This window comes from Ruegeria sp. R8_1 (genome assembly GCF_017743815.1).
Lineage (GTDB): Bacteria > Pseudomonadota > Alphaproteobacteria > Rhodobacterales > Rhodobacteraceae > Ruegeria > Ruegeria lacuscaerulensis_A.
Window position 1 is genome coordinate 1 of the sequence record NZ_JAGHRL010000004.1, and the last position, 19810, is coordinate 19810.

20 protein-coding genes and 1 tRNA gene are annotated in these 19810 nt (G+C 58.2%); 12 read left to right on the forward strand and 9 right to left on the reverse strand.

The window, feature by feature from the left end; genetic code table 11:
* Window positions 1–551: 551 nt before the first annotated feature.
* Together msrQ and msrP are read right to left on the reverse strand one after the other, a co-directional pair.
* The gene (gene msrQ, locus J7380_RS10270) at window positions 552–1166 is read right to left on the reverse strand and encodes a protein-methionine-sulfoxide reductase heme-binding subunit MsrQ (protein ID WP_209195665.1); all 615 of its coding nucleotides are present in this window, start codon (window positions 1164–1166) and stop codon (window positions 552–554) included.
* A gap of 4 nt (window positions 1167–1170) precedes the next feature.
* Entirely contained in the window at window positions 1171–2082 is a 912-nt protein-coding gene (gene msrP / locus J7380_RS10275) for a protein-methionine-sulfoxide reductase catalytic subunit MsrP (protein WP_209195666.1), read from the reverse strand.
* Between the two features lie 367 nt (window positions 2083–2449).
* Between msrP and J7380_RS10280 the strand changes: the two genes are divergently transcribed.
* From J7380_RS10280 to J7380_RS10290, 3 genes are all read left to right on the forward strand, one after another.
* On the forward strand, window positions 2450–2641 hold the full coding sequence (locus tag J7380_RS10280) for a hypothetical protein (RefSeq protein ID WP_209195667.1): 192 nt from the start codon (window positions 2450–2452) through the stop codon (window positions 2639–2641).
* Window positions 2642–2928: 287 nt separating this feature from the next.
* Complete coding sequence (locus J7380_RS10285) at window positions 2929–3744, forward strand: cyclase family protein (RefSeq protein WP_209195668.1); 816 nt, start codon at window positions 2929–2931, stop codon at window positions 3742–3744.
* 131 nt (window positions 3745–3875) lie between these two features.
* Window positions 3876–4637, forward strand: a complete 762-nt coding sequence (locus J7380_RS10290; RefSeq protein ID WP_209195669.1) for a hypothetical protein — start codon at window positions 3876–3878, stop codon at window positions 4635–4637.
* A gap of 127 nt (window positions 4638–4764) precedes the next feature.
* Here the strand turns inward: J7380_RS10290 and clpB are convergent, their stop codons facing one another.
* Both clpB and J7380_RS10300 read right to left on the reverse strand, forming a co-directional pair.
* Window positions 4765–7383, reverse strand: a complete 2619-nt coding sequence (gene clpB / locus J7380_RS10295; RefSeq protein WP_209195670.1) for an ATP-dependent chaperone ClpB — start codon at window positions 7381–7383, stop codon at window positions 4765–4767.
* A 126-nt stretch (window positions 7384–7509) separates the two neighbouring features.
* The gene (locus J7380_RS10300; RefSeq protein WP_209195671.1) at window positions 7510–7842 is read right to left on the reverse strand and encodes a hypothetical protein; all 333 of its coding nucleotides are present in this window, start codon (window positions 7840–7842) and stop codon (window positions 7510–7512) included.
* Window positions 7843–7972: 130 nt separating this feature from the next.
* Here J7380_RS10300 and pyrF point away from each other — a divergent pair, with 130 nt between their 5' ends.
* Window positions 7973–8677: an orotidine-5'-phosphate decarboxylase gene (gene pyrF, locus J7380_RS10305; RefSeq protein WP_209195672.1), complete on the forward strand. Its 705-nt coding sequence runs from the start codon at window positions 7973–7975 to the stop codon at window positions 8675–8677.
* Window positions 8678–9026: 349 nt separating this feature from the next.
* Complete coding sequence (locus tag J7380_RS10310) at window positions 9027–10280, forward strand: DNA polymerase IV (protein WP_209195673.1); 1254 nt, start codon at window positions 9027–9029, stop codon at window positions 10278–10280.
* Window positions 10281–10282: 2 nt separating this feature from the next.
* On the opposite strand, the gene J7380_RS10315 is transcribed toward J7380_RS10310, so the two are convergent.
* Window positions 10283–11140, reverse strand: a complete 858-nt coding sequence (locus tag J7380_RS10315) for an N-formylglutamate amidohydrolase (RefSeq protein ID WP_209195674.1) — start codon at window positions 11138–11140, stop codon at window positions 10283–10285.
* Window positions 11141–11289: 149 nt separating this feature from the next.
* Between J7380_RS10315 and J7380_RS10320 the strand changes: the two genes are divergently transcribed.
* From J7380_RS10320 to J7380_RS10350, 7 genes are all read left to right on the forward strand, one after another.
* A tRNA-Val gene (locus tag J7380_RS10320) sits at window positions 11290–11364 on the forward strand.
* A 91-nt stretch (window positions 11365–11455) separates the two neighbouring features.
* Window positions 11456–11581: a type B 50S ribosomal protein L36 gene (ykgO, locus tag J7380_RS10325; RefSeq protein ID WP_008755722.1), complete on the forward strand. Its 126-nt coding sequence runs from the start codon at window positions 11456–11458 to the stop codon at window positions 11579–11581.
* A 203-nt stretch (window positions 11582–11784) separates the two neighbouring features.
* Window positions 11785–12186 (forward strand): DM13 domain-containing protein, encoded by a 402-nt coding sequence (locus J7380_RS10330; protein WP_170356035.1) that lies wholly within the window; start codon window positions 11785–11787, stop codon window positions 12184–12186.
* 78 nt (window positions 12187–12264) lie between these two features.
* Complete coding sequence (locus J7380_RS10335; RefSeq protein WP_209195675.1) at window positions 12265–12642, forward strand: hypothetical protein; 378 nt, start codon at window positions 12265–12267, stop codon at window positions 12640–12642.
* A 168-nt stretch (window positions 12643–12810) separates the two neighbouring features.
* A complete protein-coding gene (locus J7380_RS10340) occupies window positions 12811–13827 on the forward strand; it encodes an extracellular solute-binding protein (protein WP_209196077.1) in 1017 nt (338 codons plus the stop codon).
* Window positions 13828–13938: 111 nt separating this feature from the next.
* Window positions 13939–14493, forward strand: coding sequence for a helix-turn-helix transcriptional regulator (locus J7380_RS10345; RefSeq protein WP_209195676.1), 555 nt, complete (start codon window positions 13939–13941; stop codon window positions 14491–14493).
* Complete coding sequence (locus tag J7380_RS10350; protein ID WP_209195677.1) at window positions 14490–15008, forward strand: N-acetyltransferase; 519 nt, start codon at window positions 14490–14492, stop codon at window positions 15006–15008. Before J7380_RS10345 ends, J7380_RS10350 begins: the two co-directional genes overlap by 4 nt.
* Here the strand turns inward: J7380_RS10350 and J7380_RS10355 are convergent.
* The 4 genes from J7380_RS10355 to J7380_RS10370 all read right to left on the reverse strand — a co-directional run bounded on the left by J7380_RS10355 (window position 15005) and on the right by J7380_RS10370 (window position 19763).
* On the reverse strand, window positions 15005–15730 hold the full coding sequence (locus J7380_RS10355) for a response regulator (protein ID WP_209195678.1): 726 nt from the start codon (window positions 15728–15730) through the stop codon (window positions 15005–15007). The genes J7380_RS10350 and J7380_RS10355 overlap by 4 nt on opposite strands.
* 89 nt (window positions 15731–15819) lie before the next feature.
* Entirely contained in the window at window positions 15820–17064 is a 1245-nt protein-coding gene (gene glp / locus J7380_RS10360) for a gephyrin-like molybdotransferase Glp (protein WP_209195679.1), read from the reverse strand.
* A complete protein-coding gene (locus J7380_RS10365; protein ID WP_209195680.1) occupies window positions 17057–17542 on the reverse strand; it encodes a plastocyanin/azurin family copper-binding protein in 486 nt (161 codons plus the stop codon). Before J7380_RS10365 ends, glp begins: the two co-directional genes overlap by 8 nt.
* Before the next feature lie 16 nt (window positions 17543–17558).
* Window positions 17559–19763 (reverse strand): HEAT repeat domain-containing protein, encoded by a 2205-nt coding sequence (locus J7380_RS10370; protein ID WP_209195681.1) that lies wholly within the window; start codon window positions 19761–19763, stop codon window positions 17559–17561.
* Window positions 19764–19810: the final 47 nt, after the last annotated feature.

A 19810-nucleotide genomic window follows, 5' to 3' on the forward strand; every position in this document is an offset into this window, starting at 1 on the left:
AGGTCAAGGAACGCACCAAAAGTCATCTGTTTGATGTACACAGATTTCCTAAGAAATCAGTGAACCACTCAAACAGTGAAGCTGACACTCTATAATCGGCGCTACCGCTTACGCTACTTGAGCGCAGACATCGAACCTAAGAGCGCGATATACAGACATCCAATCCGTCGAAACGAACCAAACCGCCCACATATCTCTTCAGTTATCCATCAATGTCAAAGAACATAACACCCAGAGCCAAAAATCAGACCGTTGCGCCAATCAAATCAGCGCGCCCGCCTAATCAACAACCTCAGATGCCCCCGGTCTCTCCCGAGCGTCTCCGCCGCTACCGCCGCGTCCCAGCACCGCCTCAGCAGCGCCGGTGAAGGGGGTTCTAAGGTTTACCCAACAAAGCCGCAAGCAGAAAATTTGAAAAATGCGAAAAAACTCAGAATTTAAAACTTTTAACTTATTTTCAGCCACTTACCGCTAAAACCCGCTCCAAAACGAGAACCCGACACCAGCGTTTCACCGTGCAACCCAGTTTTTGCACAGGCTTACCCACAGACTCAGGCGGAATCGACCTGTCGGAATCGGCTGAACGGGTTCGACAGTGGCAGACGCAGGGCCAGAAGGCCCAGAATCACGCTCAGATAGATCAATGGCTCGATCTGGAAGCCCTTCGCCAGCATTACGTAATGCAGTCCACCCAAAATCGCGGCTGGATAGACCAGACGTTGCAAGACGCGCCAGCGTGGACCCAAACGGCGCACCGACAGATTGTTTGAAGTCACAGCCAAGGGCAGCAGCAGGAGGAACCCGGCCATGCCCACTGTGATGTAGGGACGTTTGAGGATGTCGGCCCAGATTTGGCTGGGCAGTTGCACATCCAAGACCAACCATACCAGCAGATGCAGACTGACATAGACAAAGGTCAGCACCCCCAAAGCCCGCCGGAACTTGATCAAGTTCAGCCCCGCAAACCGCCGCAACGGAGATACCGCAAGCACAGCAATCAACAACTGCAACGCCAGCTCGCCGTAGCGATGTTCCAGCGCCTCAATCGGATCAATACCCAGCCCTCCGGTCAGACCCTGATAGAACAGCCATGGTGCCGGGATCAGGCCCAGCAGATAGACGGCCCATACAGGCACCCGGCGGAGTATCTGGTTCACGGTCTGCATGCGCTTAGTAGTATTCCGACAGATCCATGCCTTCGTAAAGGCCGGCGACATCGTCCTCGTAGCCGTTGAACATCAGCGTCGGGATACGTTTCGAGAACAGCCCGCCGCCGATGGTACGCTCGGACGCCTGAGACCAACGCGGGTGATCCACATTCGGGTTCACATTGCTATAGAAGCCATATTCACGCGGGTTGGCCATGTTCCAGCTTGTCGGAGGTTCCACATCCGTAAGGGTGATCCGGACGATCGACTTGATCGACTTGAACCCGTACTTCCATGGAACAACCAAACGCAATGGGGCGCCGTTCTGGTTCGGGATCGGACGATCATAGATTCCCGTCGCCATGATCGTCAGCGGATGCATGGCCTCGTCCAGTCGCAAACCTTCACGGTAGGGCCAGTCCAGGACCGGGAATTGAACGCCGGGCATCTCATCCGGGCGATAGGCAGTCTCAAACGCCACATATTTGGCACCTTCCTGCACACCGGCCATATTCAGCAGATCAGCCAGTTCGAACCCGTTCCAGGGAACAACCATCGACCAGGCTTCGACACACCGGAACCGATAGATCCGCTCCTCGACTGTCATCTCGGACATTATGTCTTTGAAGTCGTATTCACCGGGGCGGTCCACCAGACCATCAATCTGAACGCTCCAGGGTTCGGTGACCAGCGTGTGGGCGTATTTCGCAGGATCATCCTTGCGGGTGCCGAACTCGTAGTAATTGTTGTAGGACGTGATCTCTTCCCAGGTGTTGGGCACCAGACCCTCGGCCGTCTCTTCGGCCGTACCTTTCTGCGCTATCCCCGCCAGGCCGACACCCGCGAGCCCGGCCATGACCTGCCGCCGGTTCATGAACATCGCCCTTGGGGTGACATCCGCATGTGTCAGTGTATTGGTCCAGCGACGCGCCATCTCTGTCTCCGTGATCGTTCTTTGTTAATTGTCAGTTAGTGCGCTCTTAGCACAGGACCAAGGCAACATGCGTCACGATTGGGAGACGAGGCTGTAACGAACCATCAGGCGGCGTAACTAAGGCTCAATACAATACTAAACGTCTAATCACTCATAGACTTCGGCTAAAAGTAGCCGCTTTTTCATACGAAATGTACATTTAACCCAACAGAACCTAGCGTCACCCTTGATATTGGCGCTAGCCAACCCGCAGCCCAGCCGCTTAAGTTTTCCCAAGGCGTGAAGGGACGGAGTTGAGATCACCCCAAGGCTGATCACGCAGATAGCGCCACAAAAAAGACGACGATATGATCGGAAAGGACGAGACATGAAAATGAAGCTGGTAGCTGGCCTGTCGCTGGCCCTGTTCATCGCGGCATGCGCCGAAAAAGAGACCTACCCAATCTCTGGGTGCGACTCGAATGAGACATTCCCCGTGACCTGCGAGGAAATTGGTGAGGATACCAATCTCGATGAGAACAACGCACAAGACCTGAATGCGTTGCCGAGCGGCACCTAAGATTTCCGATCCTTTGGCCCCTCTGGGTCATGCACGTATTCAAGAGCCCGCCATTCGGCGGGCTCTTGTCGTTTGCCGTCATTGAAATCAGTTGTTCGTTAGATGCACCGCTAACCAAAACGCACAGAACCGATCACGGTGAGTTGAAGCATCGTACCCCGAAACACTGCACCCTCTCCGACCGCTATCTTTACAACTGCTTCTCGCAAAATGCAGTCTGATCGGAAGGGGTCTTGTATGGATCCTTCGAAACCCGACAACCGGGACAGCCGAAAGGGAGAAGACAAATGTGTGACATCTGTGTGATGAACGCGGTCAAGGACCGGATGCTTTCAAGGCGGAGTTTCTTCAAAGCCGCCGCGGCCTCGGGCGTTGCAGTGGCAGCAACCAGCGCAACTGCGCCAATGGCGATGGCTGCCGGACACGGCACGGTCGAAGATATGACCCACACGATCAGCCCTGACTTTCCCACCTATTTTGGTGAGCCCGGCTACGCGTCCGAACAACTGTTCAATTTTGGCGACCACGGCTTCAACCTGCAACGCATGACTGTGAACGAGCACACCGGAACTCATATTGATGCGCCATTGCATTTCTCGGCGGATGGGGCAGCGGTGGACGAAATCCCGGTTACAGATCTCGTGGCACCGCTTTGTGTTGTCGATATCGCTGCGCGGGCGGCCGAAGATGCCGATACTCTACTGACCCCGGACGATCTGAAGGCGTGGATGGCAACCCACGGAGATATTCCAGACGGCGCCTGCGTTGCCCTATACTCTGGCTGGGCCGCCAAAGTCGACAGTGACGCCTACCGCGGATTTGACGGGCAGGCACAGCACTACCCCGGCTTTCATGTCGAAGCCGCTCAGATGCTGATCGAGGAAACGGGCGCGCGGTCGTTGGCTTCAGACACACTATCGCTGGATCACGGAATGTCGGCTGACTTTGCCACCCACTACGCCTGGCTGCCGACGGGCCGTTTCGGGATCGAAAACATCGCTGGATTGGACCGCGTCCCCGCTTCGGGCGCAACGCTGGTCATCGGAGCGCCGAAGCACAAAGGCGGCACAGGCGGACCCGCGCGCATTTTCGCGATGGTTTGAATGATAACGGTCGAAAAGGATCGAATTCCCGATCCTTTTCGGCACCGCCAATAAGCGGGTCTTGAACATCGAATAAACCTGCCACAATGTGCCGACTGCAACTCCAATCCCAGACATGTAGAAACCACGATATGATCACGACCGAGCGGATGATGAAGGCAACTGCCCTGCCTGAAGTGTCCGGACTATCCTTCGACGCGTTTTCCCAAAACGATTTGGTCAATCTGATCATGCAAAGGTCAGAGATCATTCATGACCAACCCCGCTCCGGCAGGATTAACCGCGCCTGGGCCGCCGGAAATCCCGAACCCGCCCTATCGCTTGTGCGGGATCACGGAACCGATCTGGCGCGCCGCGCTGCCGCAATTATCTATTTAGAGTATCTGGAACTTCGGGATACGATACAAAGCCTCGCCCCGTCATCGATTGCAGATATCGGCTGTGGTTATGCTATGTTCGATCTGTTTTTGTGGCAGGACCACAAGTGTCACCTGAACCTGATTGATTTAGAAACTACTACAGAACGGCATTTCGGATACGCGGAAACCGGTGCGGCCTATTCCAATTTGTCTGTGGCGCGATCGTTCCTGATGGAGAACGGCGTCCGCGCCGGCGACATCACCTGCCTGAATCCCGGCTCAGACGAACTCTCATCAATCGGCACAGTTGATCTGGCGATGAGCTTTATCTCGTGCGGCTTTCACTATCCCGCGCAGACCTACGCAGGTTTTTTTCGCGACGTGGTCGAAGACGACGGTGCCGTCATTCTCGACGTGAGAACCCGCAAACTCCGCGAAGGTTCTGCGTTTCTGGAAACCTTGGGTCAGGTTTCTTTACTTGTGGATGCGGCGCAAGGTGGTGCGAAACGGCTGATTGTCCGAAAAGATCCGTAGGTTTATTGCGTGGGCAGCTTTGGCGCTCGGGCGCGAAAGAACACGATCGTTTATCTGGGCAACAAAACACATACTTTCGCAAACGAAAAAGACCTACCGAATGGGTAGGTCTTTTAAGGCTTAAAGCTCAGTGCACGACCGCATCATCCGGCCTTGGACGATCCGATGTTCCCAACCGGTCTCCAATAATAAGGCCGTCTGAGCCCGCAGTAACCGGGACGGTCTCACCATCCTTGATCTCACCAGCCAGCAATGCTTCGGCCAGCGGATTCTGAAGCGCGCGTTGGATCACACGTTTCAGCGGACGGGCACCAAAGACCGGGTCATAGCCTTCATCGGCCAGCCATTGCTTGGCACCATCGTCCAGCGCCAGCTCGATCTTGCGGGCAGCCAGCCGTTTTTGCAGACGTGCCATCTGGATGTCGACGATGCCATCCATGTCAGCCCGCTTGAGCCGGTCAAAGATGATCGTCTCGTCCAGACGGTTGAGGAATTCGGGCCGGAAATGGGCCCGGACCGCATCCATCACATCGCGCCGCGCCTGCGCGCTGTCGGCTCCTTCAGGCAACTGACTCAGCGCCTGAGATCCAAGGTTCGACGTCAGGATGATCAGCGTCTGCTTGAAGTCGACGGTGCGGCCCTGACCATCGGTCAAAACGCCATCGTCCAGAACCTGCAACAGCACGTTGAACACATCCGGATGCGCTTTTTCGACCTCGTCAAACAGCACGACCTGATAGGGCCTGCGCCGCACGGCCTCGGTCAGCACACCGCCTTCATCATAGCCCACATAGCCCGGAGGGGCACCGATCAGACGGGCCACCGCGTGTTTCTCCATGAACTCGGACATATCGATGCGCACCATCGCGTTGTCATCATCGAACAGGAAATTCGCCACGGCCTTGGTCAGCTCGGTCTTACCCACACCGGTCGGCCCGAGGAACAGGAACGAACCCAAGGGGCGGTTCTCGTCATTCAGACCAGCCCGCGCACGGCGCACGGCGTTGGCGACGGCGGTGACGGCTGCATCCTGCCCGATCACGCGGGAATGCAGATCGTCTTCCATCCGCAGCAGCTTTTCGCGCTCACCTTCCAGCATCTTGGCGGTGGGGATTCCGGTCCAGCGTTCGACAACGGATGCGATCTGCGCGGGCCGCACGGTTTCTTCGGCCATCATCGCATTGCTTTCGGCATTCTCAGCGTCGGTCAGCTTTTTCTCAAGTTCTGGGATCACGCCATAAGACAGCTCACCGGCTTTTGCCAGATTACCTTCGCGCTTGGCGATCTCAAGATCGGCACGAGCCTTTTCAAGCAGTTCTTTCAGATCACGTGCGCCTGCGAGTTTATCGCGTTCCGCCTGCCATTGGGCGGTCATCTCGGCGGATTTCTCCTGCAGATCGGCCAGATCCTTTTGCAAGGTTTCCAGACGGTCCTTCGACGCCGCGTCATCTTCCAGCTTCAGCGCCTCTTCCTCGATCTGCATCTGCAGGATCTGGCGATCCAACTGGTCGAGTTCTTCGGGCTTCGAATCCACCTCCATCCGCAATCGCGATGCGGCCTCATCGACAAGGTCGATGGCTTTGTCGGGCAGGAACCGGTCGGTGATATAGCGATGCGACAAGGTCGCGGCCGACACCAGCGCCGAGTCGGAAATGCGCACACCATGGTGCAGCTCATACTTTTCCTTGATGCCGCGCAGGATGCTGATCGTGTCCTCGACCGTCGGCTCTTGCACCATCACGGGCTGGAAGCGACGCGCGAGGGCCGCGTCTTTTTCGACGTATTTACGATACTCATCCAACGTGGTCGCGCCGATACAATGCAGCTCACCCCGGGCAAGCGCAGGCTTGATCAGGTTGGCCGCATCCATTGCGCCGTCGGATTTACCAGCGCCGACCAGTGTGTGCATTTCATCAATGAACAGGATGATCTCACCAGCGGCCTCGGTCACTTCGGTCAGCACAGCCTTAAGGCGTTCTTCGAACTCACCACGGTATTTCGCGCCGGCAATCAGCGCGCCCATGTCGAGCGCAAGCAGTTTTTTGTCCTTCAGCGATTCCGGCACGTCGCCATTGACGATGCGCAGGGCCATGCCCTCGGCAATCGCGGTTTTACCCACGCCGGGCTCACCGATCAGAACCGGGTTGTTCTTGGTCCGTCGCGACAGAACCTGCATCGAGCGGCGGATTTCCTCATCCCGCCCAATGATCGGGTCGATCTTGCCCTCAGCCGCCGCCTCGGTCAGGTCACGCGCGTATTTCTTGAGCGCGTCATAGCCTTCTTCCGCCGACGCGGTGTCGGCAGTGCGGCCTTTGCGGATATCGTTGATCGCCTCGTTCAGTTTCTGCGCGGTGACGGCACCGTCTTCCAACGCCACCTTGGCTTTCGATTTCACCATGCACAGCGCCATAAGAATGCGCTCGACCGGGACAAAGCTGTCGCCTGCCTTGGTCGCGATTTTCTCTGCCTCATCTAAGACTTTGGCAGTCTGGCCGTCCAGATAGACCTGTCCTGTGTCGCCTTTGACCTTTGGAATACGCGCCATCGAGGCATCAAGCGCATTCACGACTCGGCTGGGCGCACCACCGGCCCGCGTGATCAGGTTGCTGGCCAGTCCCTGATCGTCATCCATCAATGCTTTCAGCAAATGTTCGGGCGTCAGACGCTGATGCTCTTCCCGCATCGCAATAGTCTGCGCCGCCTGCACGAAACCCCGTGCCCGCTCGGTGAACTTGTTCAAGTCCATAGTCTTCTCCTTTTCCAAGCGCCCTGTGTCGATGCGCCCGCTTGGCGGCACGCTTCTGATCTGGGCCTCACATTCAATCTGGGAAATATCTGTCCCGGTTCAAGAGGTCGAAACGCTATTTCCGCCCTACCTGCGCGGAACCGAATAGACAGTGTATCCCCCGGTTTCAGCCACTTCTCGCGCGCCATACATCTGGACCAGAGATTGCGCCGCTTCACCACCTGTTGGACAGGATACCAGATCAGCGGCATCATCCAGAAAATCAATTGTAAACGCAGTCTCACCTGTGATTTGACAATCATCATCGGTCGAACGATAGCCCCGCAAAAGCCGCAGGTTGTCGTTAGTGGGAGTCCTTACGACAGTGTCAGCGGCCTCGGTTTCCAATGGCATATCCTGACATCCTGTCAGCAATACGATGATTACGGCGGGTGCAAACTGTTTCACTTTGAATTCCATTCCTTCAATCCGCGCACATTATACCACATCTGGTAAATTCTGCCGTGACCTGAATCACCTACTCGTCCCACATGGACAGAACCTTGCAAACCCGCTAGGACGCAGACGTTTGCCAAAAACGGAGCGCCCCATGTCCGACGACCGCCTTATCGTAGCCCTAGATGTCCCCAACGCCCTGCAGGGTTTGGCCATGGCCGAAAGGCTGGGCGACAGCGTCTCTTTCTACAAGATTGGTTTGGGCATGCTTACGGGCGGCGGGCTGGCACTGGCCAATGAGCTGAAACAGGATCACGGCAAGCGCATCTTTCTGGATATGAAACTGTTCGACATCGGCAATACCGTCGAAAACGCGGTACGTGGGCTGGCGCAGTTCGATCTGGATTTCCTGACTGTTCATGGCGATCCCCACGTGGTGCGCGCCGCGAAAGAGGGCGCCTCGGGCAAGGATCTGAAAATCCTCGCCGTGACCATTCTGACCTCTCTGAACCGCGATGATCTGGATGCCAGCCTGTTGAAGGATGGCGACGTGCAGGAACTGGTCGTCGAACGCGCGGCAAAGGCGTTTGAGGCCGGGGCAGATGGCGTCATCGCCAGCCCGCAAGAGGCCGCGCTGATCCGGGCCTTGCCACAGGCCAAAGGTCGCCTGATTGTGACCCCAGGTGTGCGTCCGGCAGGTGCTGCGCTTGGCGATCAAAAACGCGTCGCCACCCCAGCGACCGCGATCGGTGACGGTGCGGATCACATCGTGGTCGGCCGCCCAATCTATCAATCTGACGACCCGAAAGCCGCCGCCGAGGCGGTTCTTGCCGAGTTAAATTCCTTGACACGGCACTAATCGCGGACGTCAGAAACCGCTGAAAAACCCGGTTTTTGTCAGCCAAATAGTTGACCTAGCGTAACTTTTAATGAAAACCGCGCCAAATCGTCCCTGTGCCCGAAAACACACATGAAAACTGCCTGTTTTCCTTGTGTGAACTCGATCCTATCGAAACCACTGATTTTCAGCGAATCTGGTCCCGTGATACTCCCCGCGGACCGTCTCTTCCTGAGGTCCGTCACCTCCCCCCGCAACGCGCGGGGGGTCTTCTTTTCCATCAAACAACCACGCGGCGGGGTTTTTCTTGACCAATTGGGTGGTATATTCAAACCCCGCAAATTGATCGAATGAGAGACGGGAAAACCGCATGCCCGGTCTGTGCCGAGACTGCCTGACCACTGTGACGGACGACCGCCGCTGCTCTGCCTGCGGTAGTCCGCGTATCAAGACGCATCCTGAACTGTTTGATCTGACCATCGCGCATATGGACTGCGATGCGTTCTACGCTTCGGTCGAGAAACGCGACAACCCTGAACTTGCCGACAAACCCGTCATTATTGGCGGCGGGAAACGCGGCGTCGTGTCGACGGCCTGCTATGTGGCGCGTATTCGCGGAGTGCGTTCAGCGATGCCCATGTTCAAAGCCCTGCAACTGTGCCCCGATGCTGTGGTCATCAAACCCCGCATGTCGGTTTATGCAGAAGTCTCGCGTCAGATTCGGGCAATGATGGACGAGTTGACCCCAGTCGTCGAACCTTTGTCATTGGACGAGGCGTTCATGGACCTGTCCGGCACCCAGCGACTGCATAGTGCACCACCCGCCGTGATGCTGGCGCGCCTTGTGAAACGGATGAAAGATGAGCTGGGCGTGACTGGTTCAATCGGGCTTTCACATAACAAGTTCCTTGCCAAGGTCGCATCCGACCTCGACAAACCACGTGGCTTTTCCGTAATCGGCGAGGCCGAGACAGCTTCGTTTCTGCACGACAAGCCCGTCCGGCTGATCTGGGGAATCGGACCAGCTGCACAAGAATCGCTCGAGCGCGCAGGGATTCGTACATTCTCGGACCTGTTGCGCTGGGATCAGGAGGCCCTGACAGCCAGATTCGGCGCGATGGGGTATCGATTGTGGCATCTGGCCCGAGGACAGGACAAGCGCCGCGTTTCTACCCATGAACCGATGAAGTCCATCAGTAATGAGACCACCTTTTTCGAAGACACGGCCAGCCTGGACATACTTGATGGTCATCTGTGGCGCATGTCCGAAAAGGTGGCGGATCGTGCCAAGGCCAAAAGTCTGGCTGGCAGGGTCGTGACCCTCAAGCTGAAGAAAGCCAATCACAAGATTATCACCCGCCGTATCTCGTTACGTGACGCGACGCAGATTGCCGATCGCATTTACCGCACGGCCCGCAGTTTGTTCGATCAGGTCGGAGATCAGGGGCCCTATCGCTTGCTTGGATGTGGTCTGTCGGATTTGTGCCCCGAGGATCAGGCCGATATCACGGGCGACTTGCTGGACCCCGGCGCAGCGCAGCGGTCGCAGGCCGAACGCGCCACAGATGAAATCCGTCGCAGATTCGGACATGATGCTATCTTGAAGGGGCGTTCTTTGCGCTGATTTTATTCGGCCGCAAGGCGCAGAGGCTCTTCACCGATCAACGCAATTTCGCCAATGACCTGCCGCAACAGCTCGCGAAAGGCGGTGAAATTCCCGTTTGGCTCAATCCGAGTTTCATCCATGTAAAGCGAACGGTCTATTTCGATCTGCACCGCGTGCTGATCGCGCGCGGGTCGACCATAGGTCTGCGTCACATACGCCCCAGCAAAGGGTGCGTTTCGCGCCACTGTCAGACCAGCGGCCACAAACGCGGCTTCGATACGGTCCACGACTTCGCCAGAGGCTGCGGCGCCAAACCTGTCCCCTAACACAATCTGAGGGCGTGAATTTGCGGTGCCGGCCATGGCCACAGCTTCGTGCGGCATCGAATGGCAATCCACAAGGATCGCCTGCCCGAACGCCTTGTGCGATTCGGCCAACAATGCCTTGAGACGCGTGTGATATGGTCGCCAGCAGGTGTCGATGCGCAGCCGCGCCTCGTCCATTGTCAGCTTACCGCGATAAATCGCGCGACCATTCGCAACCACCCGGGGAATTACGCCCAGCCCCGAGGACACGCGCGGATTGTGCCCCTGCCGACGCGCGCCTTCCACAAGCGCCGGATCCAACTCCTCGGCACTGCGGTTAAGATCCAGATAAGCCCTTGGCTTTGTCGCAGAAATCAGCGGCGCTCCAAAATCCGAAGCGGGTGCGAACAACTGATCCACGAACGCATCCTCAGAGGATCGAATCACGTCGCGGCTAAGAATGGTCCGCTCCATCAGCTCCTTGGGGTAGTTCCGGCCGCTATGCGGGGAAGCAAAGACCACACAAGACGTGCGCTTGGCAGGCATATCCAATACATAGGCGGCGTTCGGCATGGTGGCTCCTTGGTTCGGTCTGAACATAGACCGGAAAATAGTTATACCAAACCCCTTGAACCCCTTTGCGACTCCTTTTATAGACCCCGCTACCGGCGCGGGGTTCCGCGCCCCATTTCGTTATGGGGCAGGGCACGCAAAGGTAAAGTGGGCGGTTAGCTCAGCGGTAGAGCACTTCGTTGACATCGAAGGGGTCACAAGTTCGATCCTTGTACCGCCCACCATGATTTCACTGTCCCGGGGCTCCGGGACACCCGATTAACCCAGGCGCTGGCCACGTCTTTGATGAAGGCGCCGCAGATTGGAGACAGACCCATGAAGGTCAAGAACTCGCTCCGCTCGCTCAAGAACCGGCACCGTGATTGCCGCATTGTGCGTCGCAAAGGCCGCGTCTACGTGATCAACAAGACGCAGCGCAAGTTCAAAGCTCGCCAGGGCTAAGAACTGCACAAATCGAATTCAGGGAAACCGCGCCGTTTGGGTGCGGTTTTTTTGTTTTCAAATCGCATGTTGCGTTGATTTCCCGCTTAGCTGGTCGCTTGCATGTTTCAGATACTCACATTCCCTCGACGCGATGTGAGTTGGCAGCGCCCCCTTTGTCTGCGCAGCATCCTGCAGTCGCAGAATGAGATAGGGAATTCGCTATGACAATCAAACGCCGCCAATTCGTACAGCTTGGGCTTGCTTCGGCAGCCGCTCTGACACTGGGAACACCTTCTGTATTTGCCGCAGGCAAGGAACGCACCGGCAGCCTTTCCGGCCGCAGCGGCTATAAGGTGAAAGGAACGGTTTCCGTTTCCGGCGACACCGTCACGCTCAAAAGCGATTATGTCTTCGACCCCAGCAAGAACCCGCCGGACATCAAAATCGGCTTTGGCAACGGCGAGAAATACGCGAAGGGCTCCAAGATTCACGACAAGCTGACCGTGAAAAAGGGCGAAGCCTCATTCAAGATCCCTTCGGGCATCGATGTCTCCAAGTACAACGAGCTGTATATCTATTGTGAGAAATTCACCGTGATTCTGGCCGTCGCGCCACTCAGCTAATTCTCGCCTTGCGCTGTTTGAAATCCGCCTGCATGCGTGGGCGGGTTTCTTTTTTGCCCGGCTTTGCGGAGGGCGAACATGTACAGTCAGGATTCCTTTTTCGATCTGTCCGCTTGGGGACAGGTCGGGCTTGTCTTCATCAGCCTCACTCTGTTTCTGATGATGGTGCTTTTGGCACGGCGCTGCCTGAGAAGTTTGCCGATATGGGCAAGGTTTCTGGGGGCGCTGATCCTTTTCTGGGTGTTCGTGTGGGCCTCGCCGCAGGTTTACTACATGTATTATCGCATGATCATTCCGGATTTGCCGCTGCAATGGGTCATCTGGCCACCAAAAAACGCCGTTATCCCCTTTGAAATGTTGCTTTTTTCGCACCAGCAAAACCTCAGCGCACATGGGCAGGGTATACTCGGATGGGCTATTATTCTGGCCGCTGTTTTGCAACGTAGACACCCTTAACGCCTTCCGGATGTTCCCCACGTCAAGGTCAGTGCGTTGCACCTTTCCAGCAGCGGCCATTTTGACCAACTAATTTTGTCAGTTTTTCTTGCATCCCCGCCAGAATCGTTTAATTGACCAAATCAGTCGGGTTATTGCCCGCCACGACATTCAAAGTTGGGACACATGATGCTGAAATCCTCCACTTGTATTGCTGCCGCTCTGACGGCCCTTATTGCGACCTCTGCCGCGGCTGAGGGCGAGCTGAACCTCTATTCCTCGCGCCATTATGACACCGACGAACGCCTTTATTCGGATTTTGAAGAGGCCACTGGCATCACCATCAACCGGATCGAAGGCAAGGCTGATGAGCTGATCGCCCGAATGGAAGCCGAAGGCGCGAACTCACCTGCCGACATTCTATTGACCGTCGACACTTCTCGCCTTGCCCGCGCCAAGAACGCAGGCATCCTGCAAGCGATCGACAGCGCCGTTCTGGAAGAGCGTATCCCTGCCAACCTGCAGGACGAAGACAACCAGTGGTACGGTTTCTCACAACGCGCGCGGATCATCTTCTTTGACAAAGCCGACGTCGCGAACCCGCCGGCAAACTATCTGGATCTGGCCAAGCCGGAATACAAAGGTCTGGTCTGCATCCGGTCGTCCAGCAACACCTATAACCAAACGCTGCTTGCTGCGATCATCACCAACCATGGTGCCGAAGCGGCGAAAACCTGGGCCGAAGGCGTTGTCGCCAACATGGCACGCGACCCCCAGGGCGGTGACACCGATCAGCTGCGCGGGATTGTCTCGGGTGAATGCGAGATCGCCGTTTCCAACTCTTACTACTTCGCCCGCGCACTGCGTAAAGACGTGAAGGGCCTGAGCGCGGATATCGACATGATTGGCATTCAGTTTCCCGCACAAGACGCGGAAGGCGCCCATATGAACCTGTCAGGTGCCGGTATCGCAGCCAATGCGCCGAACAAAGAGAACGCAGTGAAGTTCCTTGAATACCTCGCAGGCGAGCAGGCACAGGTTTACTTCTCGAACGGCAATGATGAATTTCCCGCGGTCGAAGGTGTCGCACTGGCCGACAACGTCGCTTCGCTGGGTGAGTTCAAAGCGGATACGGTGAACCTGTCCGAAGTTGCCAAGAACATCCCCGAAGCGCAAAAAATCTTCAACGAAGTTGGCTGGCAATAATCCTCTAGACCAGACAACGGAAAGGGCGCGGTTTTCCGCGCTCTTTTTTGTTGTATTATAATAAAATTCATAAATAATCTCATAAAAGGAAATGATTCTCATATTTGATAAATGCTGGATGATCTCTCGAACCGCCTTGCTAACCGATTAAACGAGCTGCGCCTGATGCGCGGTTGGTCCTTGGACCAATTGGCAGAACGCAGCTCTGTCAGCCGCGCCACTTTATCCCGGCTCGAAAAAGGGGGCGTGAGCCCGACCGCTGAAACGCTCGGCCGGTTGTGTGCCGCCTACGGCTTGCCCATGTCGCGCCTGTTGATGATGGTGGAAGACAGCTTTGCACCACGGGTTCCCTTGGAACGTCAACCTGAATGGCGCGACCCTGAAACCGGGTTCACGCGCCGGTCGGTTTCGCCCCCGGCCACCGGTTTGAGCGGTGAGGTCATGGAGGGGCACCTGCCGACTTCGACAGTTATCACCTATGACGCACCCCCGAAGCCAGGACAGGAACACCATCTGATCATGCTGGACGGCGCTTTGACGCTGACAGTGGACGGCGCGGCGCACGACCTGACGGCCGGGGATTGCCTGCGCTATCACCTTTCCGGTTCGACCCGGTTTGAAACCTCATCCAAGCGCGGTGCGCGTTACTTGTTGGTGCTGATATGATCGAACGTTTGACCTCATCGGATCTGGACGGTGCATTGGACGATTTGACGGGTATACTGCACGCCTGTGTGCATGACGGTGCCAGCGTAGGATTCATCCTGCCCTTTCCGCCTGAACAAGCACGCGCCTATTGGCTAAACCATGTATGGTCCGGTGTTGCCGGGAACGAGCTGGATCTATTTGCGGTCCGCAACGCCCAGCATGTCTTGGGGACGGTTCAACTGATCCCGGCCAAAATGCCGAACCAACCGCACCGGGCCGATGTCGCTAAACTGCTGGTGCATCCGAATGCCCGCCGCCAAGGACTAGGGCGCGCTTTGATGGCCGCCTTGGAAGAGCGCGCTGCTCAACTCGGGCGCAATGTGTTGGTTCTGGACACGCGCAGTTCAGACCCGTCGCTGCGACTGTATCAAAGCCTTGGCTTCCAGATCGCCGGCGAGATTCCGAACTATTGCCGCAACCCGTTCGATGACCGGCTGGAACCCACAACGTTCATGTATAAAAACCTGCACTAGGCGCTGGTTTTCCGGACATTTGCGGCAAAGCAATAGCCGATCCCGTGAACGGTCTTGATAAAGGCCGGCGCGGCGGGATCAGCTTCGATTTTCTTTCGCAGACGCATGATATGGACGTCGATGGTCCGGTCTCCGACGACGATGTCGCGCCCGCGCGCCTTGTCCAGCAACTGATCGCGCGAGAACACCACATGAGGATTGGTGACAAAGGCCAACAGCACCTCGAATTCGGTAGTGGTCAGTGGTGTGACCTCGGGCGCGCCGGACGCGGTCAGGGTCCGCTCGTTCACGTTCAGCACCCAGTCCCCGAAGGTGATCGTTTGGGACTCGGCCCCGCTGGTGGGTTTGTCGTCGGGTTTTGACCGACGCAGCACGGTACGGATGCGGGCCAGAACCTCGCGCGCCTCGAACGGTTTGGTGATATAGTCATCCGCCCCAAATTCCAGCCCGACGACCCGGTCGAAAATCTCATCCCGGCCGGAGACCACAATAATTGGAATGTTCGAGTTCATCCGCAACTCGCGCGTGATGTCGAACCCGCTGCGGCCGGGCAACCCGATATCCAGCAGGATCAGATCAACTTCGGCCCGCGCCAGAACAGCATCCATCGCATCGCCATCGGCCACGCACGTGACTGCGCAGCCCTGCTTTTCAAGGTAGCGCTGCAGAAAAGACGTGATCTGCGGGTCGTCGTCGACCACAAGGATATGTTCTTGAACCATATTCGAGTCCGGGCGGGCGTAGTGGGCTGGCGCGGAACTGTTGTAGCCGCAGCCCCCCGACACTTGCAAGAACGAGCTCTGCCCCGACATCAGAACCGCAGGAAAGACAAGCTATGGCCCTGCGGCAAGGCTTCGGTTTCCGCAGGGATCACCGCCAGCCCATCCGACTGGGCCAACAGCGCAACACGTCCGCTGTAGGACGCCGCCATCAGGCGCAGACGCGGTGTTCCGTCAGGCTCTGCCCCCTCGATCACAACGGGGCGGTATTCCTGACGACCGGCCCGGCGGCTCAGTGGCTCGGCCAGAACCGCCTGTTCCGGGGTCTGAGCCGCGTGATGCAAACCGGCGCGCCGCGCCATCATGTGCGATCCGACAATCTGCCATGTGACATAGGCCGAAACCGGATTGCCCGGCAGCCCAACATAAAGCGCATCCCCACGCCGCCCGAACATTATCGGCTTGCCCGGTTTCATCGCCACTTTCATCACATCCGGCTTGCCGCCGATGGCCTCGAACAGACGCGGCATGTGGTCTTCATCTCCGACCGATACGCCGCCCGTGGTAATGATCAGATCAGAGCTGTCGCAAGCCTCTCGCAGCACCTGTTCCAGCTTGGCGGGGTTGTCCTCGACCGGGCCTTTGTCGGTCAGGGCGATCCACGGCTTGTCCAGCAGCGCCCGCAGCATATAGCGGTTCGAGTTGTAGATCTGTCCCGGTCCCAACGCCTCGCCGGGTTGTTGCAGCTCGCTACCGGTGGAAAAGATCGTGACTTTCAGCTTGCGATAAACCGTGACCTCGCCATAGCCGGACGATGCCAGCGCGGCGGCCTCGCGCGCGGTGATCTCACAACCACGGCGCAGGATCGGGGCGCCAGCCTTCAGGTCTTCGCCCACACGGCGGATGTGCTGGCCTGGCTTGGGGCGGCGCGAGAACCGAATGCCTTGGGCGGTGGCATCACAATCTTCCTGCATCAAAATGGCGTCGAAATCCGGCGGGACCGGCGCGCCGGTGAATATCCGCAGCGCACTGCCCGCAGGGGCGTCATGCGCGCCGCTATCCCCGGCAGCGATCCGTCCCGCGACGGGCAGTTCAAACAGCGGACCATCGCCCAAATCGGCAGTGCGCACAGCATAGCCATCCATGGCCGAGTTATCAAAAGCGGGCATATCCACCTTGCTGGTGCAATCCTCGGCCAGCACCCGCCCAATAGCGTCAATCAGCGGCAGGGTTTCCGTTTCGGTGATCGGGTCGGCCACCGACAGGCCCTTGGTCAGGGCCTGGGAAACCGTCAGAAACATATGAGCCTGCCGATCGCAGGCGCAGCCATCAGCCATTTTGAGCCTCCAGATATGTAAAGAGTTCCTCAAACTCCGCGCGTTCCGCCTCACCCAGATTGGGCAGGTGGGCGCGGGCGTCTTCGAGATTTGCGTTGGGGTCGCCCACCACCAGCAGCATAACCATGCCGTGCCGGCCATGAACGCGGCAGCGAATGCCATAGACACCCTCATGCTCGAAGGTCAGATCCAGCTCGGGCTTGCCGCGAATTTCGAAACTGCGTGCGTCCTCGGGGGTCATCGGACGGATGGATGTCACCGTGTGCCGCCCGGTCGAGCCCTTGAACCGCACCGTGGAACCAGCGGGCACTTGCAGGAACTTGGGTTCGAATCGAAACGCATGAGCCGGGGTGTCTGCATTCAGGTCAATGATCTGGTGAACGACGGCAACCTCGGGAAGGTCATCGGCATAAAGGGCGGGAGCAATAGTCATTGCGCCCGCCAGTATCGCTGCAGCCAGTTTCAGCGAAATGCTCATCTGTCCCTCCGGGCAGTCAGGCTGCCCGTGCAGGTTCCCCCAACAGGTCAGCCAATGCGTTTATCATCACCGGCCATTGCGCGCGGCGGTCTTCGTCGCGCAGTTCGGCCAGCAGTTCGCGGCCAATGGACACGATCGCGGGGGCGCTGTCCTTGACATAGGTCACTATCCGCTGTTCGGGGTTGGCCAGCAGGAAGGGTACGATGGCCGCCCCTGCCTGATCCGGCGCGGTTTCCGACAGCAGCCGCATGGCTGCCTGACGGACAGGGGCCGAGACATCATCCAACAGGCTGCGCGCCACGTCAGGCGTGCCGTCCCATCGGGTCAGGATATGCATGGCGTCGATGCGGAACGGCGTATCGCCGGTTTTCACCATCGCACGCAGCTTACCCCGCAGCGCGTCCTGCGGTGGCAGATCCGCCTGTTGCAGCAGCTTCAATGCTTGCAGAGAAAGCGCGGAGTCCGTGTGCGACAACCCCTTGGTGATCAAATCGACCAGCTGCTCTTGATCCAACTCCGCACCATGGCGCGCGACGGCCACACCCAGCGCGGCAAACGCCTGCTGCGCGATTTCGGTTTCCGGGTCTTGCGCAATCTGCGCCAGCATGACCTGCATTCCCTTGACCTCGCCCAACAGGCGGATGGCGGACATGCGGGTTTCACGCTGCAGCGCATCGGCATCGTCGTCCAGTGCGACGCGGCGGCGCTTAGGATGACGGGTTGCCTTGGCCAGCAGCGCCTGTTCGCGGGGGGTGAGGGGTTGGACCTCATCCTCTTGCGCTTCCTGTGTCATCTCGGCGGCAATGGCGTCATGGCCAAGAATTGCTCCGAGGCTTGAGGTGGGGCCATTCTCGCCGCCCTCGGAGACGTCCAACCCGGCCTCTTCCAGCGCGGCGATGTCGGTTTGCGGGGTCTCTTCAGGTTCCTCGTCTGCGGCCACAGGCATCGGGGCCAGAGCAAAGGACAACAGCAACTCGCGCCCTTGTTGCTGGTTCACATGCGGACGGTCGGCATCCGTGACGATCATCGCCAGCGACGCAACGGCCTTCAACCGCACTGACCGGAACGGCGCGCGGCAGGCGCGTTGCAGCCATTCTGCCGCCTCACGCAGGGGCGAGGTCGCCAGTGCATCGACGATTGCCCATTGCAGGCGCTCGGCCTTCAGATCATCGGCATCGACCGAGAAAAGCGCATTGAGCCGATCCGCCACCAATTCCGGAGCCAGCGCCGCCAGCAGGCCCAGCGCCTGCGCGGACACTTCGGGCTGTTGACCGGTGGCGAGGAAATCCAGCACTTGCCAGCGCAGATCGTCCTGATCGGCAATCGGCGTGGTGCGATCCAGGCGATCCAACAGCGCCAGTTGCACTTTGGCACCGGGATCGCGCATCATACGATCCAGCAGTTCGGGTTCCGAGAACCCGGCCTGGTTCAGCGCCGCGATGCGGATGTCTTCGACCGCGTCCGTCAGCGCCTGCTCGACCAGCGCAGCATCACCCGGCATCAGTGCTTCATATGCAATCAAGCGCACGGCCCCGTCCTTGTCGGTGGTGGCTTTGCGCAGGATGGCTTCGGCCTCCGCTCCACCAATTGAAGCCAAGGTACGTAACGCGCGGTGGCGCAAGCGGCGGTTCGAGGATTGGGTGAAAACGCCCAGCGTCGGCACCGAAGCCTCACCAATCCGGCCCAGCGCCTCGCAAGCCACATCGCCCAGCTCCTGCCCGTCTTCGTCCATCAGGGCCATGACGATGGGTTCAATCGCCGCCACATCGCCCATCCGGCCCAGCGCTTTGATCGAGGCGATCTGGGTGTCCAGCCAATCGTCCCATTCGTCCTGGTGCAGCTCGTCCTCGTCCCATGTGATGTCCTCGCCGCGCCCGGTGACGAGGGTGCGCAGATAGGGGGCAGCGTCTTCGGATTTCAACTCGGCCAGAGCCGTGACGCAGGCCAGTTTGACCTCGCCACACGGATCGTGGATCAGGTTTTCCAGCAGTTGCGGTGCTGCGTCCTGAACGCCCAGCGCGCCCAGCGCTTGGGCGGCGTCCTGCCGGACGTCTTCGTCGTCATCCAACAGCGCTTCGACCAAGGCCGGGCTATTGGCGGCGCCAATGGCACTCAGGGCCTGAATGGCGCGCAGGCGGATCACGTCATATTCGGATTTTGCGTAGTCAGAGAACAGGCTGGTGGCCTCATCACGCAGGGCGGTATCGGAATGCATGTTCATATCGGGTCTGCCATGTTTTGCGGTTGGGCGGGGTTGGGTGAAAGTGG

What these genes read in the sequence shown, in the direction of transcription:
- J7380_RS10345 (WP_209195676.1), top strand. Translation starts at nt 13,939, where the DNA reads ATGCTGGATGATCTCTCGAACCGCCTTGCTAACCGATTAAACGAGCTG.
- clpB (WP_209195670.1), bottom strand. Translation starts at nt 7,383, where the DNA reads ATGGACTTGAACAAGTTCACCGAGCGGGCACGGGGTTTCGTGCAGGCG.
- J7380_RS10290 (WP_209195669.1), top strand. Translation starts at nt 3,876, where the DNA reads ATGATCACGACCGAGCGGATGATGAAGGCAACTGCCCTGCCTGAAGTG.
- J7380_RS10310 (WP_209195673.1), top strand. Translation starts at nt 9,027, where the DNA reads ATGCCCGGTCTGTGCCGAGACTGCCTGACCACTGTGACGGACGACCGC.
- J7380_RS10300 (WP_209195671.1), bottom strand. Translation starts at nt 7,842, where the DNA reads ATGGAATTCAAAGTGAAACAGTTTGCACCCGCCGTAATCATCGTATTG.
- ykgO (WP_008755722.1), top strand. Translation starts at nt 11,456, where the DNA reads ATGAAGGTCAAGAACTCGCTCCGCTCGCTCAAGAACCGGCACCGTGAT.
- J7380_RS10370 (WP_209195681.1), bottom strand. Translation starts at nt 19,763, where the DNA reads ATGAACATGCATTCCGATACCGCCCTGCGTGATGAGGCCACCAGCCTG.
- J7380_RS10340 (WP_209196077.1), top strand. Translation starts at nt 12,811, where the DNA reads ATGCTGAAATCCTCCACTTGTATTGCTGCCGCTCTGACGGCCCTTATT.
- J7380_RS10365 (WP_209195680.1), bottom strand. Translation starts at nt 17,542, where the DNA reads ATGAGCATTTCGCTGAAACTGGCTGCAGCGATACTGGCGGGCGCAATG.
- msrQ (WP_209195665.1), bottom strand. Translation starts at nt 1,166, where the DNA reads ATGCAGACCGTGAACCAGATACTCCGCCGGGTGCCTGTATGGGCCGTC.
- pyrF (WP_209195672.1), top strand. Translation starts at nt 7,973, where the DNA reads ATGTCCGACGACCGCCTTATCGTAGCCCTAGATGTCCCCAACGCCCTG.
- J7380_RS10355 (WP_209195678.1), bottom strand. Translation starts at nt 15,730, where the DNA reads ATGGTTCAAGAACATATCCTTGTGGTCGACGACGACCCGCAGATCACG.
- J7380_RS10280 (WP_209195667.1), top strand. Translation starts at nt 2,450, where the DNA reads ATGAAAATGAAGCTGGTAGCTGGCCTGTCGCTGGCCCTGTTCATCGCG.
- msrP (WP_209195666.1), bottom strand. Translation starts at nt 2,082, where the DNA reads ATGGCGCGTCGCTGGACCAATACACTGACACATGCGGATGTCACCCCA.
- J7380_RS10285 (WP_209195668.1), top strand. Translation starts at nt 2,929, where the DNA reads ATGTGTGACATCTGTGTGATGAACGCGGTCAAGGACCGGATGCTTTCA.
- J7380_RS10315 (WP_209195674.1), bottom strand. Translation starts at nt 11,140, where the DNA reads ATGCCGAACGCCGCCTATGTATTGGATATGCCTGCCAAGCGCACGTCT.
- J7380_RS10350 (WP_209195677.1), top strand. Translation starts at nt 14,490, where the DNA reads ATGATCGAACGTTTGACCTCATCGGATCTGGACGGTGCATTGGACGAT.
- glp (WP_209195679.1), bottom strand. Translation starts at nt 17,064, where the DNA reads ATGGCTGATGGCTGCGCCTGCGATCGGCAGGCTCATATGTTTCTGACG.
- J7380_RS10330 (WP_170356035.1), top strand. Translation starts at nt 11,785, where the DNA reads ATGACAATCAAACGCCGCCAATTCGTACAGCTTGGGCTTGCTTCGGCA.
- J7380_RS10335 (WP_209195675.1), top strand. Translation starts at nt 12,265, where the DNA reads ATGTACAGTCAGGATTCCTTTTTCGATCTGTCCGCTTGGGGACAGGTC.